Annotated in this window: 21 protein-coding genes and 2 tRNA genes; 7 read left to right on the top strand and 16 right to left on the bottom strand. The window is 61.0% G+C overall.

Going from position 1 to position 23,032, the window contains the following annotated elements; all coding sequences use genetic code 11:
- Nucleotides 1–10: 10 nt before the first annotated feature.
- From ACNAZA_RS06185 to ACNAZA_RS06140, 10 genes are all read right to left on the bottom strand, one after another.
- Entirely contained in the window at nt 11–436 is a 426-nt protein-coding gene (locus ACNAZA_RS06185) for a rhodanese-like domain-containing protein (RefSeq protein WP_415795594.1), read from the bottom strand.
- 42 nt (nt 437–478) lie between these two features.
- Complete coding sequence (locus tag ACNAZA_RS06180; protein WP_415795591.1) at nt 479–1,483, bottom strand: M48 family metallopeptidase; 1,005 nt, start codon at nt 1,481–1,483, stop codon at nt 479–481.
- Between the two features lie 44 nt (nt 1,484–1,527).
- Complete coding sequence (locus ACNAZA_RS06175) at nt 1,528–2,268, bottom strand: lysophospholipid acyltransferase family protein (RefSeq protein ID WP_415795589.1); 741 nt, start codon at nt 2,266–2,268, stop codon at nt 1,528–1,530.
- Between the two features lie 177 nt (nt 2,269–2,445).
- Nucleotides 2,446–3,021 (bottom strand): D-glycero-alpha-D-manno-heptose-1,7-bisphosphate 7-phosphatase, encoded by a 576-nt coding sequence (locus ACNAZA_RS06170; RefSeq protein WP_415795588.1) that lies wholly within the window; start codon nt 3,019–3,021, stop codon nt 2,446–2,448.
- A 153-nt stretch (nt 3,022–3,174) separates the two neighbouring features.
- The gene (gene fabB, locus ACNAZA_RS06165) at nt 3,175–4,398 is read right to left on the bottom strand and encodes a beta-ketoacyl-ACP synthase I (protein WP_415795587.1); all 1,224 of its coding nucleotides are present in this window, start codon (nt 4,396–4,398) and stop codon (nt 3,175–3,177) included.
- On the bottom strand, nt 4,395–4,919 hold the full coding sequence (gene fabA, locus ACNAZA_RS06160; RefSeq protein ID WP_120971602.1) for a bifunctional 3-hydroxydecanoyl-ACP dehydratase/trans-2-decenoyl-ACP isomerase: 525 nt from the start codon (nt 4,917–4,919) through the stop codon (nt 4,395–4,397). The genes fabB and fabA overlap by 4 nt, the downstream gene beginning before the upstream one ends.
- A gap of 225 nt (nt 4,920–5,144) precedes the next feature.
- Nucleotides 5,145–6,746 (bottom strand): apolipoprotein N-acyltransferase, encoded by a 1,602-nt coding sequence (gene lnt, locus ACNAZA_RS06155; RefSeq protein WP_415795586.1) that lies wholly within the window; start codon nt 6,744–6,746, stop codon nt 5,145–5,147.
- A gap of 129 nt (nt 6,747–6,875) precedes the next feature.
- Complete coding sequence (locus ACNAZA_RS06150) at nt 6,876–7,757, bottom strand: HlyC/CorC family transporter (protein WP_415795585.1); 882 nt, start codon at nt 7,755–7,757, stop codon at nt 6,876–6,878.
- A gap of 181 nt (nt 7,758–7,938) precedes the next feature.
- Nucleotides 7,939–8,661 carry a GNAT family N-acetyltransferase gene (locus ACNAZA_RS06145; protein ID WP_415795584.1) on the bottom strand — a complete coding sequence of 241 codons (723 nt, stop codon included), beginning with the start codon at nt 8,659–8,661 and terminating at the stop codon, nt 7,939–7,941.
- 140 nt (nt 8,662–8,801) lie between these two features.
- Nucleotides 8,802–9,284: an Lrp/AsnC family transcriptional regulator gene (locus ACNAZA_RS06140; RefSeq protein WP_120971605.1), complete on the bottom strand. Its 483-nt coding sequence runs from the start codon at nt 9,282–9,284 to the stop codon at nt 8,802–8,804.
- A gap of 259 nt (nt 9,285–9,543) precedes the next feature.
- Here ACNAZA_RS06140 and hppD point away from each other — a divergent pair, with 259 nt between their 5' ends.
- From hppD to ACNAZA_RS06120, 4 genes are all read left to right on the top strand, one after another.
- Complete coding sequence (gene hppD / locus ACNAZA_RS06135) at nt 9,544–10,659, top strand: 4-hydroxyphenylpyruvate dioxygenase (RefSeq protein WP_415795583.1); 1,116 nt, start codon at nt 9,544–9,546, stop codon at nt 10,657–10,659.
- Nucleotides 10,660–10,772: 113 nt separating this feature from the next.
- Nucleotides 10,773–11,738: a Bug family tripartite tricarboxylate transporter substrate binding protein gene (locus tag ACNAZA_RS06130; RefSeq protein ID WP_415795582.1), complete on the top strand. Its 966-nt coding sequence runs from the start codon at nt 10,773–10,775 to the stop codon at nt 11,736–11,738.
- A gap of 55 nt (nt 11,739–11,793) precedes the next feature.
- Nucleotides 11,794–12,645 (top strand): phenylalanine 4-monooxygenase, encoded by an 852-nt coding sequence (gene phhA, locus ACNAZA_RS06125; protein ID WP_415795754.1) that lies wholly within the window; start codon nt 11,794–11,796, stop codon nt 12,643–12,645.
- A 219-nt stretch (nt 12,646–12,864) separates the two neighbouring features.
- Complete coding sequence (locus ACNAZA_RS06120; RefSeq protein WP_415795581.1) at nt 12,865–15,312, top strand: DUF3772 domain-containing protein; 2,448 nt, start codon at nt 12,865–12,867, stop codon at nt 15,310–15,312.
- Here ACNAZA_RS06120 and ACNAZA_RS06115 read toward each other — a convergent pair.
- Nucleotides 15,309–16,226 carry an esterase/lipase family protein gene (locus ACNAZA_RS06115; RefSeq protein ID WP_415795580.1) on the bottom strand — a complete coding sequence of 306 codons (918 nt, stop codon included), beginning with the start codon at nt 16,224–16,226 and terminating at the stop codon, nt 15,309–15,311. The genes ACNAZA_RS06120 and ACNAZA_RS06115 overlap by 4 nt on opposite strands.
- Nucleotides 16,227–16,438: 212 nt before the next feature.
- Here ACNAZA_RS06115 and ACNAZA_RS06110 point away from each other — a divergent pair, with 212 nt between their 5' ends.
- From ACNAZA_RS06110 to ACNAZA_RS06100, 3 genes are all read left to right on the top strand, one after another.
- The gene (locus tag ACNAZA_RS06110) at nt 16,439–18,136 is read left to right on the top strand and encodes an AMP-binding protein (protein ID WP_415795578.1); all 1,698 of its coding nucleotides are present in this window, start codon (nt 16,439–16,441) and stop codon (nt 18,134–18,136) included.
- A 71-nt stretch (nt 18,137–18,207) separates the two neighbouring features.
- A tRNA-Val gene (locus tag ACNAZA_RS06105) sits at nt 18,208–18,282 on the top strand.
- Between the two features lie 5 nt (nt 18,283–18,287).
- Nucleotides 18,288–18,362: transfer RNA gene (locus ACNAZA_RS06100), tRNA-Val, on the top strand.
- Nucleotides 18,363–18,405: 43 nt separating this feature from the next.
- Here ACNAZA_RS06100 and rrtA read toward each other — a convergent pair.
- The 5 genes from rrtA to ACNAZA_RS06075 form a co-directional block, all read right to left on the bottom strand.
- The gene (rrtA, locus tag ACNAZA_RS06095; protein WP_415795577.1) at nt 18,406–19,074 is read right to left on the bottom strand and encodes a rhombosortase; all 669 of its coding nucleotides are present in this window, start codon (nt 19,072–19,074) and stop codon (nt 18,406–18,408) included.
- The gene (locus ACNAZA_RS06090) at nt 19,047–19,481 is read right to left on the bottom strand and encodes a YbaN family protein (protein WP_415795576.1); all 435 of its coding nucleotides are present in this window, start codon (nt 19,479–19,481) and stop codon (nt 19,047–19,049) included. Before ACNAZA_RS06090 ends, rrtA begins: the two co-directional genes overlap by 28 nt.
- Nucleotides 19,482–19,484: 3 nt before the next feature.
- Nucleotides 19,485–20,324 carry a type II secretion system protein N gene (gene gspN / locus ACNAZA_RS06085; protein ID WP_415795575.1) on the bottom strand — a complete coding sequence of 280 codons (840 nt, stop codon included), beginning with the start codon at nt 20,322–20,324 and terminating at the stop codon, nt 19,485–19,487.
- Between the two features lie 33 nt (nt 20,325–20,357).
- On the bottom strand, nt 20,358–21,005 hold the full coding sequence (locus ACNAZA_RS06080; RefSeq protein ID WP_415795574.1) for a biliverdin-producing heme oxygenase: 648 nt from the start codon (nt 21,003–21,005) through the stop codon (nt 20,358–20,360).
- Nucleotides 21,006–21,102: 97 nt separating this feature from the next.
- The gene (locus ACNAZA_RS06075; protein ID WP_415795573.1) at nt 21,103–22,995 is read right to left on the bottom strand and encodes a hypothetical protein; all 1,893 of its coding nucleotides are present in this window, start codon (nt 22,993–22,995) and stop codon (nt 21,103–21,105) included.
- Nucleotides 22,996–23,032 lie beyond the last annotated feature (37 nt).

Genomic DNA, 23,032 nt, shown 5'->3' with positions numbered 1-23,032 from the left:
TGAGCCGGAATCACTGGCGCCAGGGCAGCCCTCGCTTGCGCCAGCCACCGAGGTGACCGCGCTGACCGCTGGCATCGACGTCGCCCTCAAAGCCTTCGAGAATGTTATAAGCCTCCAGCCCCAGGGTGGCGGCGCGCTGCGCGGCAGCGACGGAGCGCACGCCGCTGCGGCATAGCAGCACCACTTTCTGGCCATCCGGCACGGCAGCACGCAACTGACTGTCAAAGTCGGCGTTCGCGGCCATTCCCGGCCACTGCTTCCAGGCCACGGCCGCAGCACCGGGCACTCTGCCCACCCATTCGCGCTCGGCATCGGTACGCACATCCACCATCACGGCCTGGCCCGCCTGCACCCATTGCCAGGCAAGCTCGGCTGGTACATCCCCGGCATAGCCTTGGGCGGGTTGAACTTCCAGAGGTTTCGTCTGTTCTGTCATTGGCAATCCTTGGTAGGGGTCGGCTGTCCACACTACCCCCTGTCAATCCCAGGAAGGCAGGGGGTAATTCTTCAATGCATTTCTTTGCGACTTCCAGTCGGGCAACACCTTGGCAACCTCGGACCAGAACTGGGGGCTGTGGTCCATATGGTGCAGATGCGCCAGCTCATGCACCACCACATAGTCGATGACCTGGGGAGCATGCTGCAGCAGTCGCCAGTTGAGGCGAATCATGCCATCGCTGTTGGCGCTACCCCAGCGGGTGCGCGCGCTGGTCAGTCTCAGCGCGTTCCAGCGCACGCCCACCACAGGGGCGAAATACAGCAATCTGGCAGTGAAATGGCTGCGGGCTTCGCGCAGTATCCAGGCCTGAACGGCCGCCCGGACCTGCACCTTTGCGGCCTCCTGAGGCAAGGGCAGATGCAGGCTTTGCGATCCATCAGCACGCTGCTCGCGGTGGGTCTGGCGGGTACGCAGGCCTTCGGGGCCATCCCCGCTCAAGCGCAGAACCAAGGGCAGGCCCAGATAGTCCAGCACGCCGCCGTCTCGCCACTCAATGCTTGATTGCGCTCTATGCGCTTCGCGCTGGCCGGCCTCCTGCAGCTTGCGCACAATCCATGCAGCCTTGCTTTGCAGCGCCGACTCAACGTCGCGCAGCGCCACCCGTTGCGGCGCCGTGACCTCCAGGCCTTTGGCTCCGACGGAAAAGCCGATGCTGCGGCGGCTGGATCGGCGCAGCAGATAGAACACCTCGACCTCTTGCAACACCGCGCTGTGGCTGGCGTCAGGGTGGGCCGGCAGATCGGGCTCCATATCGCCCGCATCATCTTCAATTTCTATAGCATCCACCGCAGAAGAGACATGCGGATTGGACAGATTGACATCAAATCCCAGCAACTCCTGCTGCACGCTCTGGAGCGACGGCAGCACGCCGGACGGCACTGTCGGCGACGCTGCCAGCTGCCTGCGTGCAATCAGCTTACCGGCACCATCCTCCACCACAGGCGGCACCAACCACTGCCAGGCTTGCTGCAAGGAGTTGTTCATGGGAGAGTTGCCGTACGCCGCTCAATGGCCTGAATCGACTTGGCTTACTTGGAATAAGCCTCGGGATCCAGGCGTCGCATCTCGGCCTCGATCCAGGCTTGCACCTCAGCCATCAGCTCGTCGTGCTTGCGGCCCGCCGAGGGAATGGGCTTGCCCACGGAAACATCCACCACACCGGGAGTCTTGATGAAGGCCTTGCGGGGCCAGCATTTGGCCGAAGTGACGGCCACCGGCACCACAGGCACACCAGACATGATGGCCAGGCGCGTGGCACCCGTCTTGTAGTCGCCTGTTTCGCCACGGGCGATGCGCGTTCCTTCGGGGAACATGATGACCCAGGTACCCTTGTCCAGCAGACGCTTGCCTTGCTCCACCACCTTGTGAAAGGCGCGGGAGCCTTGCGAGCGATCAATATGGATCATGTCCATGGCGCCTATGGACCAACCAAAAAAAGGCACCTTGAGCAGTTCCTTCTTGAACACATAGGCCAGCGGACGCGGCATGATGGCCGGCATGAGGAACGTCTCATAAGTGGACTGATGCTTGACCAGCAACACCACGCCTTGATGTGGATCGGTAGGCAGGTTTTCCATGCCCTGCAAGCGGTACTGAATCCCCAGCAACGGGCGGGCGCTGTCCACGGACAGCTTCAACCAGGAGCGCGCCACCGCATAGACCTTGGCAGGAGAGCCACCCAGCCATTTGGTCAGCAAAACCGCCAGGGTGAAAGGAATCACGGTGATAGCCATCCACAGCATGTGAAGGACGGAGCGAATCAAAGGCATGGCGATCAATCAGGCTAGGCAAGATCCGTGCACACGGCAGCGGATCCAGGGAATGAAAACAAGCAGATGGTGAGAGTCACACCAAATAATAAACATAGCAGCTCGCGCATATTCTGCAGGGGCTTGAGGCTATTTTTGATTGAAATACCGTCCTGTGCAAGCGGCCGAGGCCAGCGCTCAGGGCCGCGCATCCTCGCCCGCCGCCTCAACGTCCCTCAAGGATAGCAAGGCGCTGACCGCTGCTTCCAGGTCGGTAAAGCGCTGGCTGCCTGCGGGCAAGTTCTGCACATCCTGCCCCTCGGGGCGCCCCGAGGACTCGACGAACATCAGATGCGCGCCCAGCGACTGCCCGGCTTGCAAATGCTCCAACCCGCTGCCAATGGCCCAGACTTCAGCCCCTTCGGCGCCATAACGCTCGGCAATCTGCTCGAACAGTGCGGCGCCAGGCTTGCGGCAGCTGCAAACTTCCTCCGGTGCATGAGGACAGTAAAAAACCGCTTCCACCCGCGCCCCGGCCTGCGCCAGTTCGCGGTGCATCTTGGCATGCACGGCATTGAGCTCGATCACGTCAAACAGTCCTCGACCCAGCCCCGGCTGATTGGTGGCAAGCACCACATGCCAGCCGGCACGATTCAGGCGCGAAACCGCCTCGAGTGCGCCCGGCACGGCGACCCAGTCCTGGGGCTGGCCGATAAAGCCCTGGTCAACCCACTGATTCAGAGTGCCATCGCGGTCAAGGATTGCTAGCTTCATGGGGTGGTAGGCAAAAACGGTGAACGAAGTTTGACAGTGTGAGCCTGTCCCTGTGCAGATGTCGTCAGCGCGGCGGCAGCCGCGCTGCAAGCCTGGTCAGCAAAAAGCCCGCGCCTACCCCAAGGTAGCGCGGGCCTGTGGCAAAGCCTGAGCTTACTGGCCTTCCCAGCGCTTGAGCACCAGAGAAGCATTGGTGCCGCCAAAGCCGAAGCTGTTGGAAAGCACGGTCTTCAACTCGGCATCGCGCGTCTGGGTCACCAAAGGCATGTCGCCCAGCAAGGGATCGGGCGTTTGCACGTTGGCCGAACCGGCGATAAAGCCCTTGTTGAGCATGATCAGGCAGTAAATTGCCTCTTGCACGCCGGTGGCACCCAGGGAGTGACCGGTCAGCGACTTGGTCGACGAGAACGGCGGCACCTTGTCACCGAACAGTTCGCGCATGGCTCGCACCTCCTGCATATCGCCCACAGGAGTCGACGTGCCGTGCGTGTTGATGTAGTCGATGGGAGCGTCGATCGTCTCCATGGCCTGCTTCATGCAGGCAATGGCGCCGTCGCCCGAAGGAGCCACCATGTCTTCACCGTCGCTGGTGGCGCCAAAGCCCACCACTTCGGCCAGGATGTTGGCACCGCGAGCCAGAGCATGCTCCAGGCTTTCCAGCACCACGGCGCCGCCGCCGCCGGCGATGACAAAGCCGTCACGGTTGGCGTCATAGGCACGCGAGGCGATTTCCGGCGTCTCGTTATACTTGCTGGACATGGCGCCCATGCCGTCGAACAGCAGCGACATGCCCCAGGACAGCTCTTCGCCGCCGCCGGCAAACATCACATCCTGCATGCCCCAGGCGATCTGCTGGGCCGCAGCGCCAATGCAGTGGGCCGAAGTGGAGCAGGCCGAGGTGATGGAGTAGTTGATGCCCTTGACCTTGAAATTGGTCGCCAGACAGGCCGAGACGGTGGAGCTCATGCAGCGCGTGACCTGGTAAGGCCCCACGCGGCGAATGCCCTTCTCGCGCAGCGTGTCCGCCGCTTCGATCTGGTTGGCAGGCGAGCCGCCGCCAGAGCCCATGATCAGGCCGGTACGCGGGTGGCTGACCTGCTCGGGTGTCAGACCGGCTTGCTTGATGGCGTCTTCCAGCGCGATCTGCGAGTAGGCCGCCGCATCGCCCATGAAGCGCAGTTGCTTGCGGTCAATGCGCGCTTCGATGTCGATCTCCGGCACACCGGCCACCTGGCTGCGCATGCCCAGCTCGGTGAATTTGGGGACGGCCTTGATGCCGGAGCGGCTCGCGCGCAGCGATGCCTCGACCGTATCCAAGTCGTTGCCTATGCACGAGACAATGCCCGCGCCGGTGATGACTACCCGTTTCTTGCTCATGCTGGCTTTCCCTGGCCGTCGCCTTCACGCAGAAACAGACCTACGCGCAGGTCATTGGCCACATAGATTTCCTTGCCATCGGCCAGCAAGCGTGCATCGCCAATGGCCATGTTCAGCTTGCGCTTGATGACTCGCTTGATATCAATTTCATATGTCACCCGTTTGACATCGGGACCGACTTCACCGGTGAACTTGACTTCGCCAGCGCCCAGAGCACGGCCGCGACCGGGCAGACGCAGCCAGGTCAGGTAAAAGCCGATCAGCTGCCACATGGCATCCAGGCCCAGGCAGCCGGGCATGACGGGGTCGCCCTGGAAGTGGCACTTGAAGAACCACAGATCGGGGTTCACATCCAGCTCTGCCACGATCTTGCCCAGTCCATGGGCACCACCGTCTTCAGAGATGTGGGTGATGCGATCGAACATCAGCATGGGAGGCAGGGGCAGACGCCCGCTGTCGGCGCCAAAAAGCTTGCCTTCGCCGGAAGCGATCAGTTGTTCGTAGGAAAAAGAATCGGCCATTATCTAAATTGCTCCACGGCAGCCTGGGCTGCCTGTATCTCTGAAATTCTGGGTCGGTTCAGCCCGCAAGTGGGCCAACAATATAAGCGGGCATTATCAAGGCTGGCGACTGCGCCCCTGCGACAAAAACCCGTAGAAAAACCCCAAACTCTGCCACAAATGCCGCGCCAGCCTGTGCTGGCACAGCTTAATCCTGACCATCTAGTAAGTCACTACCGAAGTATTTCAGGCTTTGCGAGGTGTTCGGCGACCACACCACCAGGCCAAGGCCAACAGGCCAAAACACAGCGCCGCCAACGGCACCAACCCCAGGGCGTGTACCCAGCGGGCATAGGGGGTGAGCCCTTCTCGCCCCTTGACCTCGGCGTGCAAAACAGCACGTTCAAACGGCGCCAGCGCCTTGACCACAGCCCCCTTGTGGTCGATGACCACCGTGGCGCCGGTATTGGTGGCGCGCAGCATGGGGCGCTCGAACTCCAGTGTGCGCATGCGGCTGATGTTCAGGTGCTGGTCGATGGCGATGGAGTTACCAAACCAGCCGATATTGCTGAAATTGACCAGCACCGTAGGTGCTGTGGCCCCATCGCCGAAATTGGCACCCAGCTCCTCGCCAAACAGATCTTCGTAGCAGATATTGGGTGACAGACGCTCGCCGGCCCAGTGCAGCGAGGGCTGCGCCAGGGCACCGCGATTGAAGTCGCCCAGCGGAATATTCATCAAATCGGTAAACCAGCGGAACATGGGCGGAATGAACTCGCCAAAAGGCACCAAATGGTGCTTGTCGTATGCATAGGGCCGGGTCTGGCCGGGCGCCCAGCCTTCCACCGTGTTGGTAAAGCCTTGATCCCAGTTACCCAGGGGAATGCCCACCATGGCGGCCTGCTTGCCGCCTTGCTGCACAAAGGGCTGACGCACAAAGTCCAGATAGCCTTCGGGCAATTGCTGAGGCAGCAACGGAATCGCCGTCTCGGGTGCCACCACCAGTTGCGCCGTGGCGGCATGCAGCTGTCGCGCATACCAGCCCAGGGCCACGGGAATACCTGAGCCCAGTTCGAATTTTTCGTCTTGCGGAATATTGCCCTGCAGCAGCTCCACGCTCATGCCGGGCAGACCGCTGTCGCCACGGGTGCTTGCGTTTTGCAGCCACCACAAACCGCCCCAGCCCAGCAGCAAGGCCAGCGCCGAAGGTACGGCCCATTTCAAGACCGGCAGGGGCTGAGCGTTCTGCCTGCGCCACAGCAGGACTGCCAGCCAGGCCGCCAGCCAGGCCGCCACCCAACCCGTGCCATACACACCCACCCAGCGCGGCAGCACGTCAAGCGGCCCCTCTACATGGGCGTAGCCGCCGGCTCCCCAGGGGAAACCGGTCCACAACCAGCCACGCGCCAATTCCGCCAGCGCCCACAGCGAAGCAAAAACAATAGCTACCTGCGCTTTATCTGTATTGGCTAGGCGTTTAAAACACCATGATACGAAGGCGTAATAGCTACCCAAAAATGCGGCCAGCGCCAGCACGGCCGCCACGGCCAGCGGCGCAGCCAGCCCGCCATAGGTATGCATGGAGATAAACAGCCACCAGAAGGTAGCGGCCAGCCAGGCGGTGGCAAACACCATGGCTTTGCCCGCCGCCGCCAACGGGCTGCGCGCGGCCAGCAGTGCATGGACCAGCACGGCCAGAGAGAGAATTTGCAACCACCACAGTGGGCGGCCATAGCCGCCGACCAGTGTCAGCCAGCCATCGCCCTGACCGCGCGCCCAGGGCCAAGCCAGAGAGAAGGCCTGCAGCCCTCCGGCCACAGCCACCAGCAGCCAGCTTGTCCACCTCATCCGGCCGAAGCGTTGGGTCTTGGAAGCAGAAAGAGCTTGGCTGGCTTGCATTGCTAAGGCGAGAAGTGAGGGGCGCGAACAAAACACCCAACCGATGGGTTGGGTGCAGGAAGGACGGATGACGCAAGCTTAACTGCGCACCACACTGTCTGGCGAGGGATCTCGGACGACCTTGAACCAGCGCACCGCACCGCCCTTGGTGTGCAGCACGGTAAATTCCAAGCCGCCCAGGTGAATCTGCTCGCCACGCTTGGGCACATGGCCTATTTCGTGGGCAATCAAGCCGCCAATGGTGTCGAAGTGCGCCTCATGCACGCTGGTGTGCAGCGTGGTTTCGAACTCTTCGCTCACATGCTCGATGGAGGCATCGCCCGACACGCGGTAGCTGTTGTCGGCCAGGGCAAAGATATCGCCCTCGTCCTCGGGAATATCGAATTCGTCCTCGATCTCACCCACGATTTCCTCCAGCACGTCTTCAATCGTCACCAGGCCGGCCACACGGCCGAACTCGTCAATGACGATAGCCAGGTGATTGCGGTTGGCGCGGAACTCGCGCAGCAAATCATTAAGGTTCTTGCTCTCGGGCACAAACACGGCCGGACGTAACAGGGCGCGCAGATTCAGGCTGGGAGAGCGCTGCAGCTTGAGCAAATCCTTGGCCATGAGAATGCCAATGATGTTCTCGCGCTCGCCCTGGTAGACCGGAAAGCGCGAATGCGCCGTGGTGATCACCTGGTGCAGGATTTCCTCGAAGGGGGCGTCGATATTCAGGAGATCCATGCGTGGCGCAGCCACCATGACTTCGCCGGCGCTCATATCCGCCATGCGGATGACGCGCTCCAGCATGACGCGAGAGTCGGTACCTATGACCTGGTTGTCTTCGGCTTCGGCCAGGGTTTCAATCAGTTCATCGGCGGAATCCGGTCCCGGATGGATGAACTCAGCCACCTTTTGCAGGAAGCTTCGCTTGTCTTCCCTCTCGGAAAGTCGCACTGGATGGGGGTCGGACACTGTCTTGGAGTGCAGGACGTGCGGTAGTCAAACAAGCCTAGAAGAATAGCGGATTGTGTTGACGCACGGCTTTCAGTCCTGAAAAAGCCATGAGCTGCTATCTTGGTGCTGGCAAAATAACTACAAATTCGATAGCGCTAGATGCAATCAAATAAAGCGCTACAAGCCAATCAAGCCGTTATCACTCTGCGGACTTGTGCCGGCCTTCCTGCACACCTTTGCGCACTTCCTGCACGCCGGCAAGAAAAGCCCAGAAGTTGTTGGCCTGCTTTTTGAGCTGGTAATCCACCTCGCCGAGGTGCTCGGTCATCAAGGTGCTGACATGGGTGTCCAGCCCGGCAGGAGGCAGCTCCAGATAGGCTTCGGATTCCGAGCCGTCGCGCTTGACGGTGGCACCGGCCTTACGTGCAATCTTGAGCATGGCCGTGTTCTCGGACAGTGCATGAATGAACATCATCGACACATCCTTGGTACGGGCGTGCAGCACGGCGCGGTCAAACAGCCTTGAGCCCAGCCCCTTGCCGCGGGCGGTCTTGAGCACCGAAACGCCAAACTCCGCGCATTTCTCATGCTCTGGGTGACCGGCAAACGCCAGGTGCGCCATCGCAATCAGCTCCAGACGGCGATTGAAGATGCCGAAGATGTCGTCGCGCGAAAAATCCAGATGCTCAGCATAGCGGCGTACCTGCTCGTCGCTGGCCGCATAGCCGAAGCGCAGATAGCGGTCGCCTGCATCGAGCTTGAGCAAATGCAGGGTTACGCGCTCTCGGTGGCGCTCACTCAGCGTACGAATGGGAACCAAGGACGGCGAGCGACGCTCGGCGTCATGGGACTTGCCCATGCCACGCAGCCAGCTTGCGCCGGCCTGCCAGGGCGATTTCAACCAGTCTTTGGAATCGTTCATAGCTAGAAATATAAGTACAAACCCGAATATCGGCAAGCCCCATGCTGCAATGCAATATTTCCGTAAGGATTTTGCGTTAATTCAACACCTTAGCTCTGTATTTGCACTAGATCATGGTCCAGATGAAGCAGGTAAAAAACCTATAGCGGCACGGCCGTTGTCACCTTGACCCTGTCCATTACAAAGCTGGTCTTGCAATCTTGCACGCTGGGGTGCTTGAGCAGCGTATCCATGATGAAACGGCTGTAATGCTGCATGTCGGCCACCACCACGCGCAGCAGATAATCCATCTCTCCCGTCAGGGACACGCACTCCACCACTTCGGGCCAAGTCTGAACGCTGGCGCGAAACACGTCCATAGGGTTGCGCTTGCTGGTTTCCGTGTATTTTTCCAAACGCACATTGAGGTAAGCCGTCAGGCCCAGACCCACGGATTCGGGCTGCACCAGCGCCACATAGCGGTCGATGACGCCGCCTTCCTCCAGCCGCTTGACGCGGCGCAGCACGGCACTGGGCGACAGGCCGACCTGCTCCCCGATGACGTCATAGGTTTCTCGGCCGTTGGCCTGCAATCGGCGCAAAATCGCCTTGTCCAGTTTGTCGATGGTGTGGGTAACGTTCATGGCGGGGCAGTATAAGAAGCAAGCAATTTTTCTTCCGGGTTAACCCTTGATAACCATTTAAATTGCAAGAAATTAAAGTTTTGCGCAATTTTCATGCAAACAACGTCTTTTGCACACCTCGAATTTGCAAAAACACTGCCATGGGCCTGTCCTACAGTGAGAACAACATCGACACGCTTTCGAAGCGGTTGACACGCGCTTGAAACGAGGCGCTGTGTGAACGGCATGGCTGTCGTGCATTCACTGGCTGGAGAACTCTATGAACGCCCCTCTGCAAAAAGACAACACCACCGGCTTCCAGACCTGGGACAACCCCATGGGCACGGACGGCTTTGAATTCGTCGAGTACGCCGCCCCCGATCCGGTGGCCATGGGCGAGTTGTTCGAACGCATGGGCTTCAGTGCCGTGGCCAAGCACCGCCGCAAGAATGTGACCCTGTACCGCCAAGGCGAGATCAACTTCATCATCAACGCCGAGCCGGACAGCTTTGCCCAGCGCTTTGCCCGCCTGCACGGCCCCAGCGTCTGCGCCATTGCCGTGCGTGTGGACGATGCCAAGTTTGCCTATGAGCGCGCCATCTCCCTCGGAGCCTGGGGCTATGCCCAGCACGCCGCACCTGGCGAGCTGAACATTCCTGCTATCAAAGGCATCGGCGATTCACTGATCTATTTCATCGACAAATGGCGCGGCAAGAACGGTGCCAAGGATGGCGAGCTGGGCAACATCAGCTTCTTCGATGTGGACTTCGAGCCACTGCCCGGCGCCGACCTGCACCCCGCAGGCCTGGGCCTGACCTATATCGACCACCTGACCAACAACGTCTATCGTGGCCGCATGGCGGAGCTGGCCGAGTTCTACGAGCGCATCTTCAATTTCCGTGAAATCCGCTATTTCGACATCGAAGGCCAGTCCACCGGCGTCAAGAGCAAGGCCATGACCAGCCCCTGCGGCAAGATCCGTATCCCCATCAACGAGGAAGGCAATGACAAGGCTGGCCAGATTCAGGAATATCTGGACATGTACAAGGGCGAAGGCATTCAGCACATCGCCCTGGGATCGACCAATCTGTACGACACCGTGGACGGCCTGCAGCTGAACGGCATCAAGCTGCTCAGCACCAGCGAAACCTATTACGAGCTGCTACCCAAGCGCATTCCCGAGCTCAAGGAGCCCATCAGCGAACTGATGGCGCGCAACATCCTGGTGGACGGCCAGCCCGACGAGTTGCTGCTGCAGATCTTCAGCGAAAACCAGCTGGGCCCCATCTTCTTCGAGTTCATTCAGCGCAAGGGCAATAGCGGCTTTGGTGAGGGCAACTTCAAAGCCTTGTTCGAGACCATGGAGTTGGACCAGATGCGCCGCGGCGTACTGTAAGCCAGAGCCCCAGCGCCACAGGGCGGGATTTCTTTCCTGAACTGGATTGGCACGGCAGCCAGGCTTTCTATACTCCCGAGCGCCAGACAACGGCAGACAAACCGGAAACCATTGTGAAACGCTCTCTCGTACTCGCCGCCCTGCTGTGTGGATCGGCTTTTGCCGCCCTGGCGCAAAACGCCAGCCGCCCCCTGTCCTTCGTGGTGCCCTACCCGGCCGGTGGGCCGCTGGATATCTCCGCGCACTTGCTCGCCCAGGGCGCACAGCAGGCGCTGGGGGCCATCACGGTGGCCAACAAGCCCGGCGCCGGCGGGGCGACGGGTGTCGATCTGATTGCCAAGGCCAAGCCTCAGGACAATTTGGTGGTCATGGGCGCCGTGGCGACTCACGCCATCCTGCCCCATCTGGGCACGCCCCTGCCCTATGACGCACAAAAAGATTTCAAGCCGCTGATTCTGGTGGCGAGAGTTCCCAACGTGCTGGTGCTGACCAAGGCCAGAGCCACGGAATTGAAGCTGCAGACCACGGCCAATCTGGTGGCCTTTCTCAAGGCCAATCCCAACGGCCTGAAGATGGGCTCGGCCGGCAACGGCAGCGTGGGCCATATTGCCGGTGAGATGCTCAAGGCGCTGGCCAATCTGCGCATGGTCAACCAGCAATACGCCGGGGCGTCGGCGGCACAAAAAGCCTTGCTCGGCGGCGAGGTGGATCTGGTGTTCGACAACCTGGCCTCGGCTCTTCCGTTGATCCAGTCGGGCGAGCTGCTGGCCCTGTCGGTCACCACGCCGGATCGCAATATCGCGCTGCGCGACGTGCCCAGCATGAACGAAGCGGTTCCCGGCTTTGACGTGGCGACCTGGTTTGGCGTGTTTGCCCCCGTCAGCCTGCCCGACAAGGATGCGCAGAACTATGCAAGGGCTTTTCAGGCCGCACTGGCCGACCCCAAATACAAGGACCAGTACCGCAAGATGGGCATTGCCCCGGAAGATATGCGTCTGCAGGAATTCGCAGACTTTGTGAAACGCGAAAACCGGAAATTTCAGTTTTTGATTAGCGCAACCAAGATCAAGGCCAGCTGAGCCCTTGCAGCGAGCGAGCGGCTTGGCCGGTTTGTGAATGCATCAGGAGAACATGATGGGACAAGCACCCGTGGTTTATGGCCAGTCCGACCGCCCGCCGCGCGGCGATTACAGCCGCGCCAAAGAAGACTACACCTGTGCGCAGGATTACGCGGCCTACACCGAGGCAGATCACGCCACTTATCACCGCCTGTACGAACGCCAGAGTGCGCTGCTGCCCGGCCTGGCCAGCCAGCACTTCATTGACGCCCTGCCGGCGCTGGGCGCCAAGGAGCGCATTCCGCGCTTTGAGGAAGTCAACGAGCGGCTGTACAAGGCCACGGGCTGGGAGATCGTGGGCGTGCCCGGCTTGATTCCCGAAGTGCCGTTCTTCTCGCTGCTGGCCCAGCGCAAGTTCCCGGTCACGGACTGGATTCGACGCCCGGAGGAATTCGAGTACATCGTCGAGCCCGACATCTTTCACGACTTGTTCGGCCATATCCCCCTGCTCTTCAACCCGGTGATTGCCGACTTCGTTCAGGCCTACGGCCAGGGCGGGCTGAAAGCGGCCGAGCTGGGCGCTTGCGAGATGCTCTCGCGCCTGTACTGGTACACCATCGAATTCGGGCTGATTCGTGAAAGCGGCGGCGTGCGCGCCTATGGCGCCGGCATTCTGAGTTCGGCCGGCGAGCTGAACTACAGCGTGACCAGCCCCGAGCCCCATCGCCTGCCACTGGAGCTGGAACGCGCCATGCGCACGCTCTACAAGATCGACACCTACCAGCAGACCTATTTCGTCATCGACGACATGCAGCAGTTGCTGGACCTGGCCAACGCCGACTTTGCCCCGCTGTATGCACAGCTGCGCCAGCAACCCACCATAGGCGCCAAGCAACTGCTAGCGGGCGAGCAATTGATTCCGGTCTGAGCCGCGCACCCGGCGCTGGCGATGGAACTCAAGCAAAATTCGGCTCTAGTGGCTATGAATAAAGCGCATAAAGCTATCAAATAAATAGCTTTTACCGCAAGCCGCCGCCATTGCAACTACGCAGCGCATGGCGCTGTGCTACAGATTGAAACCCTGACGGCCTCACACACCCTATAGTGGCTGTGGCCGCGCCATCAGGCGCTCACTTCTATTTGTCACATGCACCAAAGCCTTACCCGCTTGCTGCGCTGGTTTCTGGCGCTGCATCTCTGTATCGGCATGGCCTTCGCGGCCGAACCCTCTTTGCTGGCCGAAGCTCAGACCGAGCCCTCCGAAAAAATCAGCAGCGCTGTCGCCGCCATGGAGCAGATCCGCAAATCGCTGGATGATGCAGATGCGCCCGAGACACTGCAGGCGCTTTCGGAAAAATCACTCAAGACCAAGCGCGATGCTGATGCTGCCGTGACGGCGCTGGAGCCCTTGCTCAAACAACTGGACGCCCGCATTGCACAGCTGGGCCCGGTGGCCGAGGGAGTGGTGGAGGACAGCGAAATTCGCGTACAGCGCAAGGAGCTGGACGCGTTGCGCAGCGATCTGGACTCCTCCATCAAACGCGGCAAGCTGTTGTCCATAGAAGCGCAGCAGACCTCGGACTCCATAGAGAAAATGCGCACCCAGCAGTTCAATGCGCAAATTGCCCGCAAGGTCGCCTCCCCCTTGTCTCCCTCGCTATGGAAACAGTTTGCCGAACATGTGCCCGTGGACCTGCAGCGCGTCGCCGGCCTGTACCGCCAGGGTCAGACCAGCTTCGCTGCGGCCATCGAAAAACAGGGTTGGTCCACGCCATTGCTGGGCCTGCTGGGTGCCCTGGTGCTGATGTTTCCTCTGCGCATGTGGCTGCGCCATGCCGGGCGTCAGTTTGCGATGTCGGAAAAAGCACCGGACGCCCGTTTGCGCCGCACCGGCCTGGCCGTATGGTTGCTGCTGGTCGGCACGCTGCTGCCCGGTCTGGCCAGTCTGGTGTTCATCGAATGCCTGCGCTCCATTGATGCCATTGCACCGCGCCTGGAAAGCGTGGCGGACGCCTGGATCAAATCCTCGTTTGTGGCGGCCTTCTTCCTCTCCGTCAGCGCCTGCATGCTGACCCCCAAACACCCCTCATGGCGACTGCTCAACATCGACGATGTTGCCGCACCCGCCCTGACCCGCTTTGCCTGGGGTGCAGCCTTTATGACCTGGTTTGCCATGCTGCTCAATGCCCTGAGCATTGCGGCACGTACCAGTGCCGTGACCACGGTAGCCCTGGATGGACTGATTGCCCTGACCTATGTGGCCCTCATCGCGACGGTGCTGGTCACCCTCAAAAAGCAGCGCCAGCGGCACAACGCCATGGCAGAGGAAAAAGCGCAGAACACCGAATCCGGTCACCCCGTGCAGCGTGGCGGCTGGCTGATGCTGGCCTGGCTGGGCGGTCACATCACGGTGCTGGCCGCCCTGATTGCAGCGCTGCTGGGCTATCTGAACTTCTCGGTGTTCGTGGCCACGCAAATGGTGTGGATCACCGTGGTGGTACTGGCCACCACGCTTTTCATGAAGTTTGCCGATGACTTCTTTACCTGGCTGCTTTCGGCGGAGAGCCGCAGCGGACGCGCCATCGCCCAGGGCACGGGCATTCGCGCCGCACGTGTGGAGCAAGCCGGCGTGCTGCTCTCTGCCCTGGTGCGTGTGGCACTGCTGCTGGTCGGCCTTGCAGCACTGACTGCACCGTTTGGCAACTCCAGCAGCTTGCTGAGCATGGGCGACTCCGTGGCCCAAGGCTTGACCATAGGCGGCACCGTGCTCAAGCCTTTTGCCGTGGTACGTGCCATCGTCGTGGCCGTGATCGGCTGGACCATCTTCAGCACCTTGCAGCACTGGCTGGTGGAAACCTACCTGCCCAGGACCGAGCTTGACATAGGCGCACGCAACTCCATCAGCACCGTGGCCCGCTATGTGGGCATCACGCTGGCCGTGCTCTGGACGCTGGCTGCCCTGGGCATAGGCTTTGAAAAACTGGCTCTGGTGGCAAGTGCACTGTCCGTGGGTATCGGTTTTGGTCTGCAGGCGATTACGCAGAACTTTGTCTCCGGCCTCATCTTGCTGGCCGAGCGCCCCGTGAAAATCGGCGACCGCGTGCGAATCGGCGACCAAGTGGGCGATATTCGCCGCATCAGCGTGCGCGCCACCGAGATTCAGACCGATGACAAGTCCACGCTCATCGTGCCCAACTCCGAGCTGATCACCAAGTCCGTGCAGAACCTGACCATGGACGGCGCGCTGGGCCGCATCTCCATGGCATTTTCCGTGCCTTTGAGCACTGACATCGTGCGCCTGAAGTCCATTGTTCTGGGCATTTATGCGGCACACGAAGCCGTGCTGGAGAACCCCGTCCCCGCCATGTATGTGGACTCCATCAACGGCAGCGTGGTGAACATCACCAGCTTTGGCCATGTCTCCAGCCCGCGCAATGTCTACGGCACACGCAGCGATCTGCTGTTCGAATTGCTCAAGCAGACCGCCGAGCAAGGCATTGCCCTGGTGTCTGCCACCGATATCCACCTGATCCGCGATCCGGTTGCGGCAGCCGCTCCTATTTCGGAAGTGCAGACCAAGTCAGATCCTGTTTAAACAGCCTCCTGCAGACACAGCTGCGCATGGGTTTGCAGGCAAGCTCTCCACAGCCGCTCGTCAAATAGCAGCTGCATATGGGCAACATCTTCCAACAGATGCTGCTCGGCACCTGGCAGCAGGGCCAGATCAGGCGGAAAAACAATGTTGTCGCTGCGGCTGGCCCAGCAGCTAAAGCGCACAACGTCCGGCGGCCAGCCCTGCCTGTCGATCCAGTCACTGCCCTCGTGCATATCGCGTGCCGGCAAGCGACGGGCAAAGCGGGCCAGCCATGCGCCCCGATGCGGAGTCGCCACCGTGATCACATGGGCGGCCTGGGCCGCTTGCTGCTCGGCAGTCAAGGTATTGAGCCAGGCCCGCACCACCAAGCCACCCATGCTGTGCGCAACAATCAGCGGCGCTCGGCCGGTGGCCTTCACCATGCGCTGCACGCCGGCCGCCAGATCGGCCACCATGGCATCCATGGGCGCACCCTGCGCTGGCTCCAGCGTCACGGCGGTGCAGGCAATCCCCTGCTTCTTGAGCTTGCGCAGCCACGGAGCCCAGACGGCGCGGTTGCAAAAATAGCCATGCACCAGCACCAGACCGACCGGCTGCTGCGGTCCGCAACTCCAACCATCGGCTTCAGCCTGTACCCTGAACGGCATGCGCCAGCCAAACACCTGCAGCGACAAAAGCCACTCATTCGCCCAGGCGCGCACCAGCACCACAGCGGGTGGCACAAGCAGGCCGCGCTGTGCGCAGACACGGCGCATCAGCAGCATTTGCGAGCCCAGGTGCAGCGCCACGACCACGAACGGCCAGACAAAACCCGCCAGCGCCAAGACTGGCGAGTGCGGCCAGCACCGGAGACTCCATCCCAGAGCCAGCATGGCGTTGCAAAGTACGACGGCTTGCCAGATTCTTGCGTTCACAGATTCCATCTCCTGCTCGCACGCTACCAGAGAGTCGCCCAGGCAGCAGTCCCTAGGACAAGCCCCGGTAGACCCTGAAAAACTCCCTGACAGAATCTGCGCAACAGCTGCATCCACAGGGGCAGCACGCAAATTCAGGGCTCTCTTGCTATCTCTTTGTATGCAATCAGCCAAGCGGTGATTCAGGCCGGGTGGCTTAACCAGGGATCTTTATGGACGCAGCACCGTGGCTCAAGAACTATCCACCCAATGTGCCTCATGAGGTGCATCCGGAGCAGTACCGCTCCCTGGTGCACTTGCTGGAAGACTCTTTTACCCAGCATGCAGAGCGTCCATTCTCTGTCTGCATGGACCGCTGGATGAGCTATGGCGAGCTCAACCAGCTCTCCAACCAGATGGGAGCCTGGCTGCAAAGCCTGGGCCTGGAGCCTGATGCCCGCGTGGCCATCATGCTGCCCAATATTCCACAGTTTGCCGTGAGCATGGCCGGCGTTCTGCGCGCAGGCTTCACCTGCGTGAACGTGAACCCGCTCTACACGGCGCGCGAGCTGGAGCATCAGCTCAAGGACTCGGGTGCCACGGCCATCATCATTCTGGAAAACTTTGCCCACACCCTGGCCGATGTGCTGGAACGCACCTCCATACGCCACATCTGCCTGAGCGCCATGGGCGACCAGCTGGGCGGTGCGTTCGGCAGCTGGATCACCTTTGCCGTGCGCAATCTGGCCAAGATGGTGCCGGCATTTGACCTCCCTTTGGGCAGCGGCCCTAGCAGCCGACAGGTGACCCCGTTCAAGCAGGCACTTGCCCAGGGAGCGCAGCGCACGCTCAAGCCCAGCACCGCCACCCTGGATTCCGTGGCCTTTCTGCAGTACACGGGCGGCACCACAGGCCTGTCCAAAGGTGCGGTGCTCACTCACCGCAACATCGTGGCGGCGGCATTGCAGGCCCATGCCTGGTTCACGCCGGCACTCGACGGCAAGGTCAAGGGCAACGAAACCCACATCATTGCCGCGCTGCCGCTCTATCACATCTTTGCGCTCACCGTCTGTCTGTTTGCCATGCGGCTGGGCGCCAGCCTGAGCCTGGTACCCAACCCGCGCGACATTCCCAAGTTTGTGAAAGTACTGGGAAAGCGCCCCTACCACATACTGCCGGCCGTCAACACCTTGTTCAACGCGCTGCTCAACAATGCGCAGTTCCGCCAGCTCGATTTCTCGCAGCTGCGCATTTCGCAGGCCGGCGGCATGGCCGCATCGGAAGGCACGGCCCGGCAGTGGCAGCAGGTCACCGGCAGCGCCATGATCGAAGGCTGGGGCATGAGCGAGACTTGCGCCATAGGTACCAACAATCCGGTGACCAACGATCACTTCAGCGCCACCATAGGTCTGCCTCTGCCCGGCATTTCCGTGGCCATCAAGGATGACGAGGGCAACAGCCTGCCCATAGGCGAGTCAGGAGAGCTGTGCATCAAGGGGCCGAATGTCATGCGCGGCTACTACAACCAGCCGGTGGAAACGACCAAGGCCTTCACGGCCGACGGCTATATGCGTACCGGCGATATAGGCGTGCTCGATGACGAAGGCTATACCCGCATCATTGACCGCAAGAAAGACATGATGGTGGTCAGCGGCTTCAACGTTTATCCCAACGAGCTGGAGAACGTGATCTCCTTGTGCCCCGGCGTGCTGGAATGCGCGGCCGTGGGCGTGAAGGATGAGCACCAGGGCGAATCCATCAAGGTCTATGTGGTGCGCAGCGATCCGTCCCTCACCGAAGACCGGGTCATGCGCTACTGCCAGGAGCAGCTCACGGGTTACAAGCGCCCCCGCTTCATCGAATTCCGTGACGAGCTGCCCAAGACCAATGTGGGCAAGATCCTGAGACGCGAGCTGCGCGACAAGCCCTGAATTCGGCTTTTTGAGAAAAAACGCGATTTTCCCCAAAGGTCAAAAATAATGCTGCTAGAATAGCGTTCTTCGGGTGATTAGCTCAGCGGTAGAGCACTGCCTTCACACGGCAGGGGTCACATGTTCGATCCATGTATCACCCACCATTTTTGCGCGATTAGCTCAGCGGTAGAGCACTGCCTTCACACGGCAGGGGTCACATGTTCGATCCATGTATCGCGCACCAAATAAAAGCCTCTTGAATCAACGATTCAAGAGGCTTTTTGTTTTTACTTCACCTGAGTTTCATCCGGTGGAGCACCGGCTGAAGACTGTTGCGTCAATTCACGGCCACGCAACTGACGGCTACAGCCTGTCAGCACACCCAAGATGCCGCCAAGAACGCCAAACCAGTGCGCCTGGGTGACGATGTACCCACCGATCAGCCTTTGCTCGCGCAAATCGGGGCCGACCCAGGACTGCCAGCCCAGCCAGCCCATGACAACAAGCAGCACCATGGCGGCCATGCCATCGCGATGCAGCAGCACCGGGGGCAGGAGCATCCAGACAATCAATCCGTAAAGCACGCCGGACAGACCAACATAGTCATTGACCTGGGGCGAAATGGCCCACAGCAACAGTGAGACCAGCGCACCAAGCACTGTCATGCGCATGAGCAATCGCCGCGCCGTCCACGTGGCATCCGCCAGCGAGCAACACAACAACAGGCCGCAGGCATTGATTGCCAGGTGAGCCCAGCTCAGATGCACCCAGTGGGCCGTCAGCATCCTCCACCATTGCCCTAACGCCAGAGCCTGTACCTCATAGCGCAGCAGCTCTCGCCAAGACAGTGGCAAAGCCTGCAACACAGCCATCAACAAACACAGCACCAGCGCGCGCGGCCACAGCGCCGAAGGACCGGGCCTGGGCTTCATGCCTCGGGCTCGGGCCTCAGCCATAGCCAAACCAGCACACAGGCCATGACAGCCAGTGCCAAACCGGTCAGCCATGGTTTTTCGGACAGATGAAAAATCAGCGCAGAGCTGAACAGCATACTGACGCTTGCAGTCCATTTGACACGGCGACTCACCTGCCCTCCCTCATCCCAGTTGCGCAATATGGGGCCAAACGTGGAATGGGCATAAAGCCAGCCATGCAGTCTTGGCGAGCTGCGCATTGCAGCCCATGCCGCCATCAGGATAAAGACGGTTGTGGGCATACCGGGCACCACGGCACCAATCAAGCCCAGCACCACGCACAGCACGGCAAACGCCATCAAAAGGCAGCGCAAAGGCAGAGACAGAGGCCGTGGACTGGCAGCTTTTTCTGCGGATGACGTTTCGGGCGAGGAAGAAGGATCTGTCATGAGTCAAGGAAGCTGAGGGCGCACGATGCTCCACGCAATATCTCCGCCACGGTTTCCTATTAGGTTCAATATATTGGCCAGCGCCGCATCTTGCCCAGGTTCTGCCTGAGCCTGCCCCTGAAAGCGCCAATGACCCGCAAGCTGCTGGCCTTTTCCGCTCAAGCGCAATGCACCTTGCAATGTGTCCAGTTCAAACCCCAGACCCGTTCCAGATTGTGCGCCCTGAGCATCTAGGATCATGCGATAGCTGCCCAAAGGGCGCAGGGTGGAGAGCCGAGACGAAAGCGACAAAGCCTTCAGCTCCAGGCTGCCGCGCATGGACGCCGCATCCAGGCTTCTTGACCATTGAAGAAAAGACGAAGACAGCTGAATACGGCCTTCCAAGCTCAAGGTATTCCAGGGCGTACCCAAGCCCGCAAGAACCTGGGCCGGTAATTGCCAATCCAGAGCCGACAGCTGAAACCGCTGCTGAAAAGGCAGCCAGAACAGCTGTAGCCGCTGCTTCTGGCAGCAGGCATGCTCCACACTGACACCCATACCCCAGCCGCGGCCTTGAGTGCCTGGTACCGCAGCGCTGCGTCCAGCATGCAGTTGCCAGCCCAACCGTCCCGGCAATGCCTGGGCGTCCCGACTACCTGCCCCGCCCGCCAGAACCAGCACCGCAGATCCCTTCCATATCGAGCCGCGCGCGTCCTGCAGCAAGACGTGCCGCCCGCTCGCAGACGCAACGGTACCGGCAATCCAGCGCGCAGGAAAAAACACCAGCAGACACAGCAGCCCGCCAACCAGGGCACCCGCCAGAGCCCAGCGCCAGGGTGCACCGGCTATTGCAGGCTTTGCCATCTCAGTACTGCGCCATCGCATGCCAGCTATGGTCTAGAGTGCTGCTTCATGGGCTTCGCTGAGACCGGCAACCCGGCTTTCGGCAGGAGAAGGAAAGTGCTGCTCTAGCAAGCTGCCAAAACGGTCATAGGCCGCGTTGGCTCCGGCGATCACCCGGTCTTGCGTCGCCGTATCGCTGAGCACCGGCGCATCCAGCGACGCCACAAATGCGCGCCAGGCCATGGCTCTGCCCTGCGGGTAGGCCGCCAAATTGCGAGCACCAAAAGTTTCGGACAGGCCCAATCGTTCCCTGGCCTCCTTGAACAGAAAAGCCGCTCCCAAGGTCGAGCCTTCCGACACATAGAGCCAGCCCAAGGCCTCGGGCATGCCAACGCCTTCACTGGCCAGCGCGCTTTGAGGCACTGCAGCACCCAGATCGGCAAGGTCCGCCAGAGAAGCCTCTTCACGCCCGCGCGCCTCCAGATCGGGAACCGCCTTCTTCACGGCGGCGTCATGAAACAAATACTCCACATCGCGTTGAAACAGATACTGAGCCGCCACAAAGCGTGCATAGCTGCCAAGGTCCGCAAACGGGTTGCCCTGCGCCATCAACTCGTGCATGCGCTCATGCTGCTGCACCGTCTCGGTCTTGAGCCGTTGAGACAGTCTGGATCCACTCACCAGGTCGGTTTGAGCATTCATATGATTTCCTTGCTTCCATTCCATCGATGAAGCGCCCCCAAAACCATTGCAGCTCTATGCAACCGGCAAGGCAAGCGCTGGGCAGATCTACGTCGCCTCAGGTCTGCGACGGCTGCGATGTGCGGCGGCGTGCCCAGGCCAGAGCGGCCAGTGGCGCCAGCAACAGCGCGCTCAACGGCCCGCCACCGCCGCCATTGCTGCCGCCGTCATTGCCGGTATTTCCTGTTCCCGTTTCCGGCTTTGTCACGGCCGTGGCCTGCACGCTGACTTTGCTAGTCACGGGCTGGCCGTCGTTCTGGCTGCTGCAAGTCAGGGTGTAGCTGTTCTCCCCCTCGGCTGCCAGCACCACGGGCACCTTGCTGCCGCTGGTTTGCTGCGCACCACTCCAGGCGCCGCTGGCGCTGCAGCTGCTCGCCTGGCTGGTAGCCCAGCTCAGCTCAATAGTGGAGCCCACGGCAGCCGTCGTCACAGAGGCCGTCAGCGCCTGGCTGAATGCCGCAATGGGCAATGGCACATCTATGGAGAAGATCGTGCCGTTGCCGGGCGCGGTCGTCGTCGTCACTGGCTGACCGTCACCACCGACGTTGGCCGCGCCATAGAGCTTCTGCACACCGCCTGCGACCGCGCCCGCGCTCAGACCGGTCAGAGTTCCGCCTTCGCTACCCATGTCGAAACGGTGTAGAACTTCGTAGCTGTCGTCGGCGTGATCGGCAGCGGCTCCGACCTTGATACGGTACAGCGTGCCCGCGCCATAGGGAGTAGCCAGGCCAGTTGCGGGCTTGCTCATGGTCGAGCCATCAGTGGCCGTTGTGCCGTAGATATTGCCGTCTGCGGCCAGCACCAGCGGGCCGGACGGTGCGCTGCCGTCGGCCAGTGCCGTGCCATCTTTCGCCACGGTGTCGCTGCCGCGGAAGTAGTGCACCACGGCGAAGCTCTTGGGGTCGGACTTCTTCACACGCCAGATCGTTCCGCCGTAACGGTTGTCCATCGTGCTGCCCGCAGTGGGCGCGTTGAATTGCGTCGTGCCGTAGAGCCATTCGCCAACCTCGATCATGCCGACGATGCGCTGCCCCTTGGCAGTGGGCTCGCCGTCGCGCGCACGCATGAAGGTGTGCAACAGCTCGACCTTGGATGCATCGAGCGTGCCGTTATCGGCAACACCTTCCTCGATGGCCGCCTTGCTCAGCTTGACCAGCGTGCCGACCGAACGGCCCTGGTAGTCGGTGGCCAGTGCGCTGTCATAAACGCCCAAGGCCGAAACGCCGGTCAGCACATAGAGCGCCTGGTCGGTATAGCTCCAGACGCTGGCGACGGGCGCTCCGCCCTTGGGATGCAACTGGTTGCTGCCCTGTGCCTGCATGTACTGGCAGAAGTCGACCACCTTGGAATAGGTCTTGTCGACATTCATGCGCCATAGCGTGTTGTTTGCCGTACCCGTGTTGCAGAACGATGCCGATTCGCCCGGACCCATGTAGAGATTGCCGGCAGTATCGAGCGCCATACTACCCAAGGGCTTGAAGCTGGGCGCGGGCAGCGCCACAGCCTTGCCGCCCTTGATACTGAAGACTGCAGCCGCAGTCTCCCAGAAATTTCCCCCCGGGGGAACGGCACCATTGCCAGCCACAAGAAAGCCGCCATCGGCCGTGGGCACCAGCGGAGTCGACCCCTGGTAGATGCTGCCCAGCAGTTCGAAGCGGTGGTTGGCGCCCGTGGTGTCGAGGCCATAGACCGTGCCCTGCCCCCAGAACGCACCAGCACTCGGCGAGGCACCTAGGAAGGTGTGGCCATAGAGACGACCATCAGCAGCCAGCACCGGCGGTACGGCCGGCTTGGCACCTCCCTTGTTCTCGCCACCAAACTTGTGCAGCACCGTGGGCTTGAAGGCGGCTGGCAGCGTCTGAGCCACGGCATGCGCCAAGGATAGAGCCAGTGCCAGAGCGGGAAATGCGACACGTGCAACACGCCGCAGAGCGGGTTGGATTGAATTCATGGCCATTGACCTTCCTGGTGTAAAAAGATGAAAAAAG

This window comes from Comamonas aquatilis (assembly GCF_965139575.1).
GTDB classification, from domain to species: domain Bacteria; phylum Pseudomonadota; class Gammaproteobacteria; order Burkholderiales; family Burkholderiaceae_C; genus Comamonas; species Comamonas aquatilis.
Note: the sequence above shows the minus strand (reverse complement) of the source record. Positions and strands in the feature narration are given on the sequence as shown.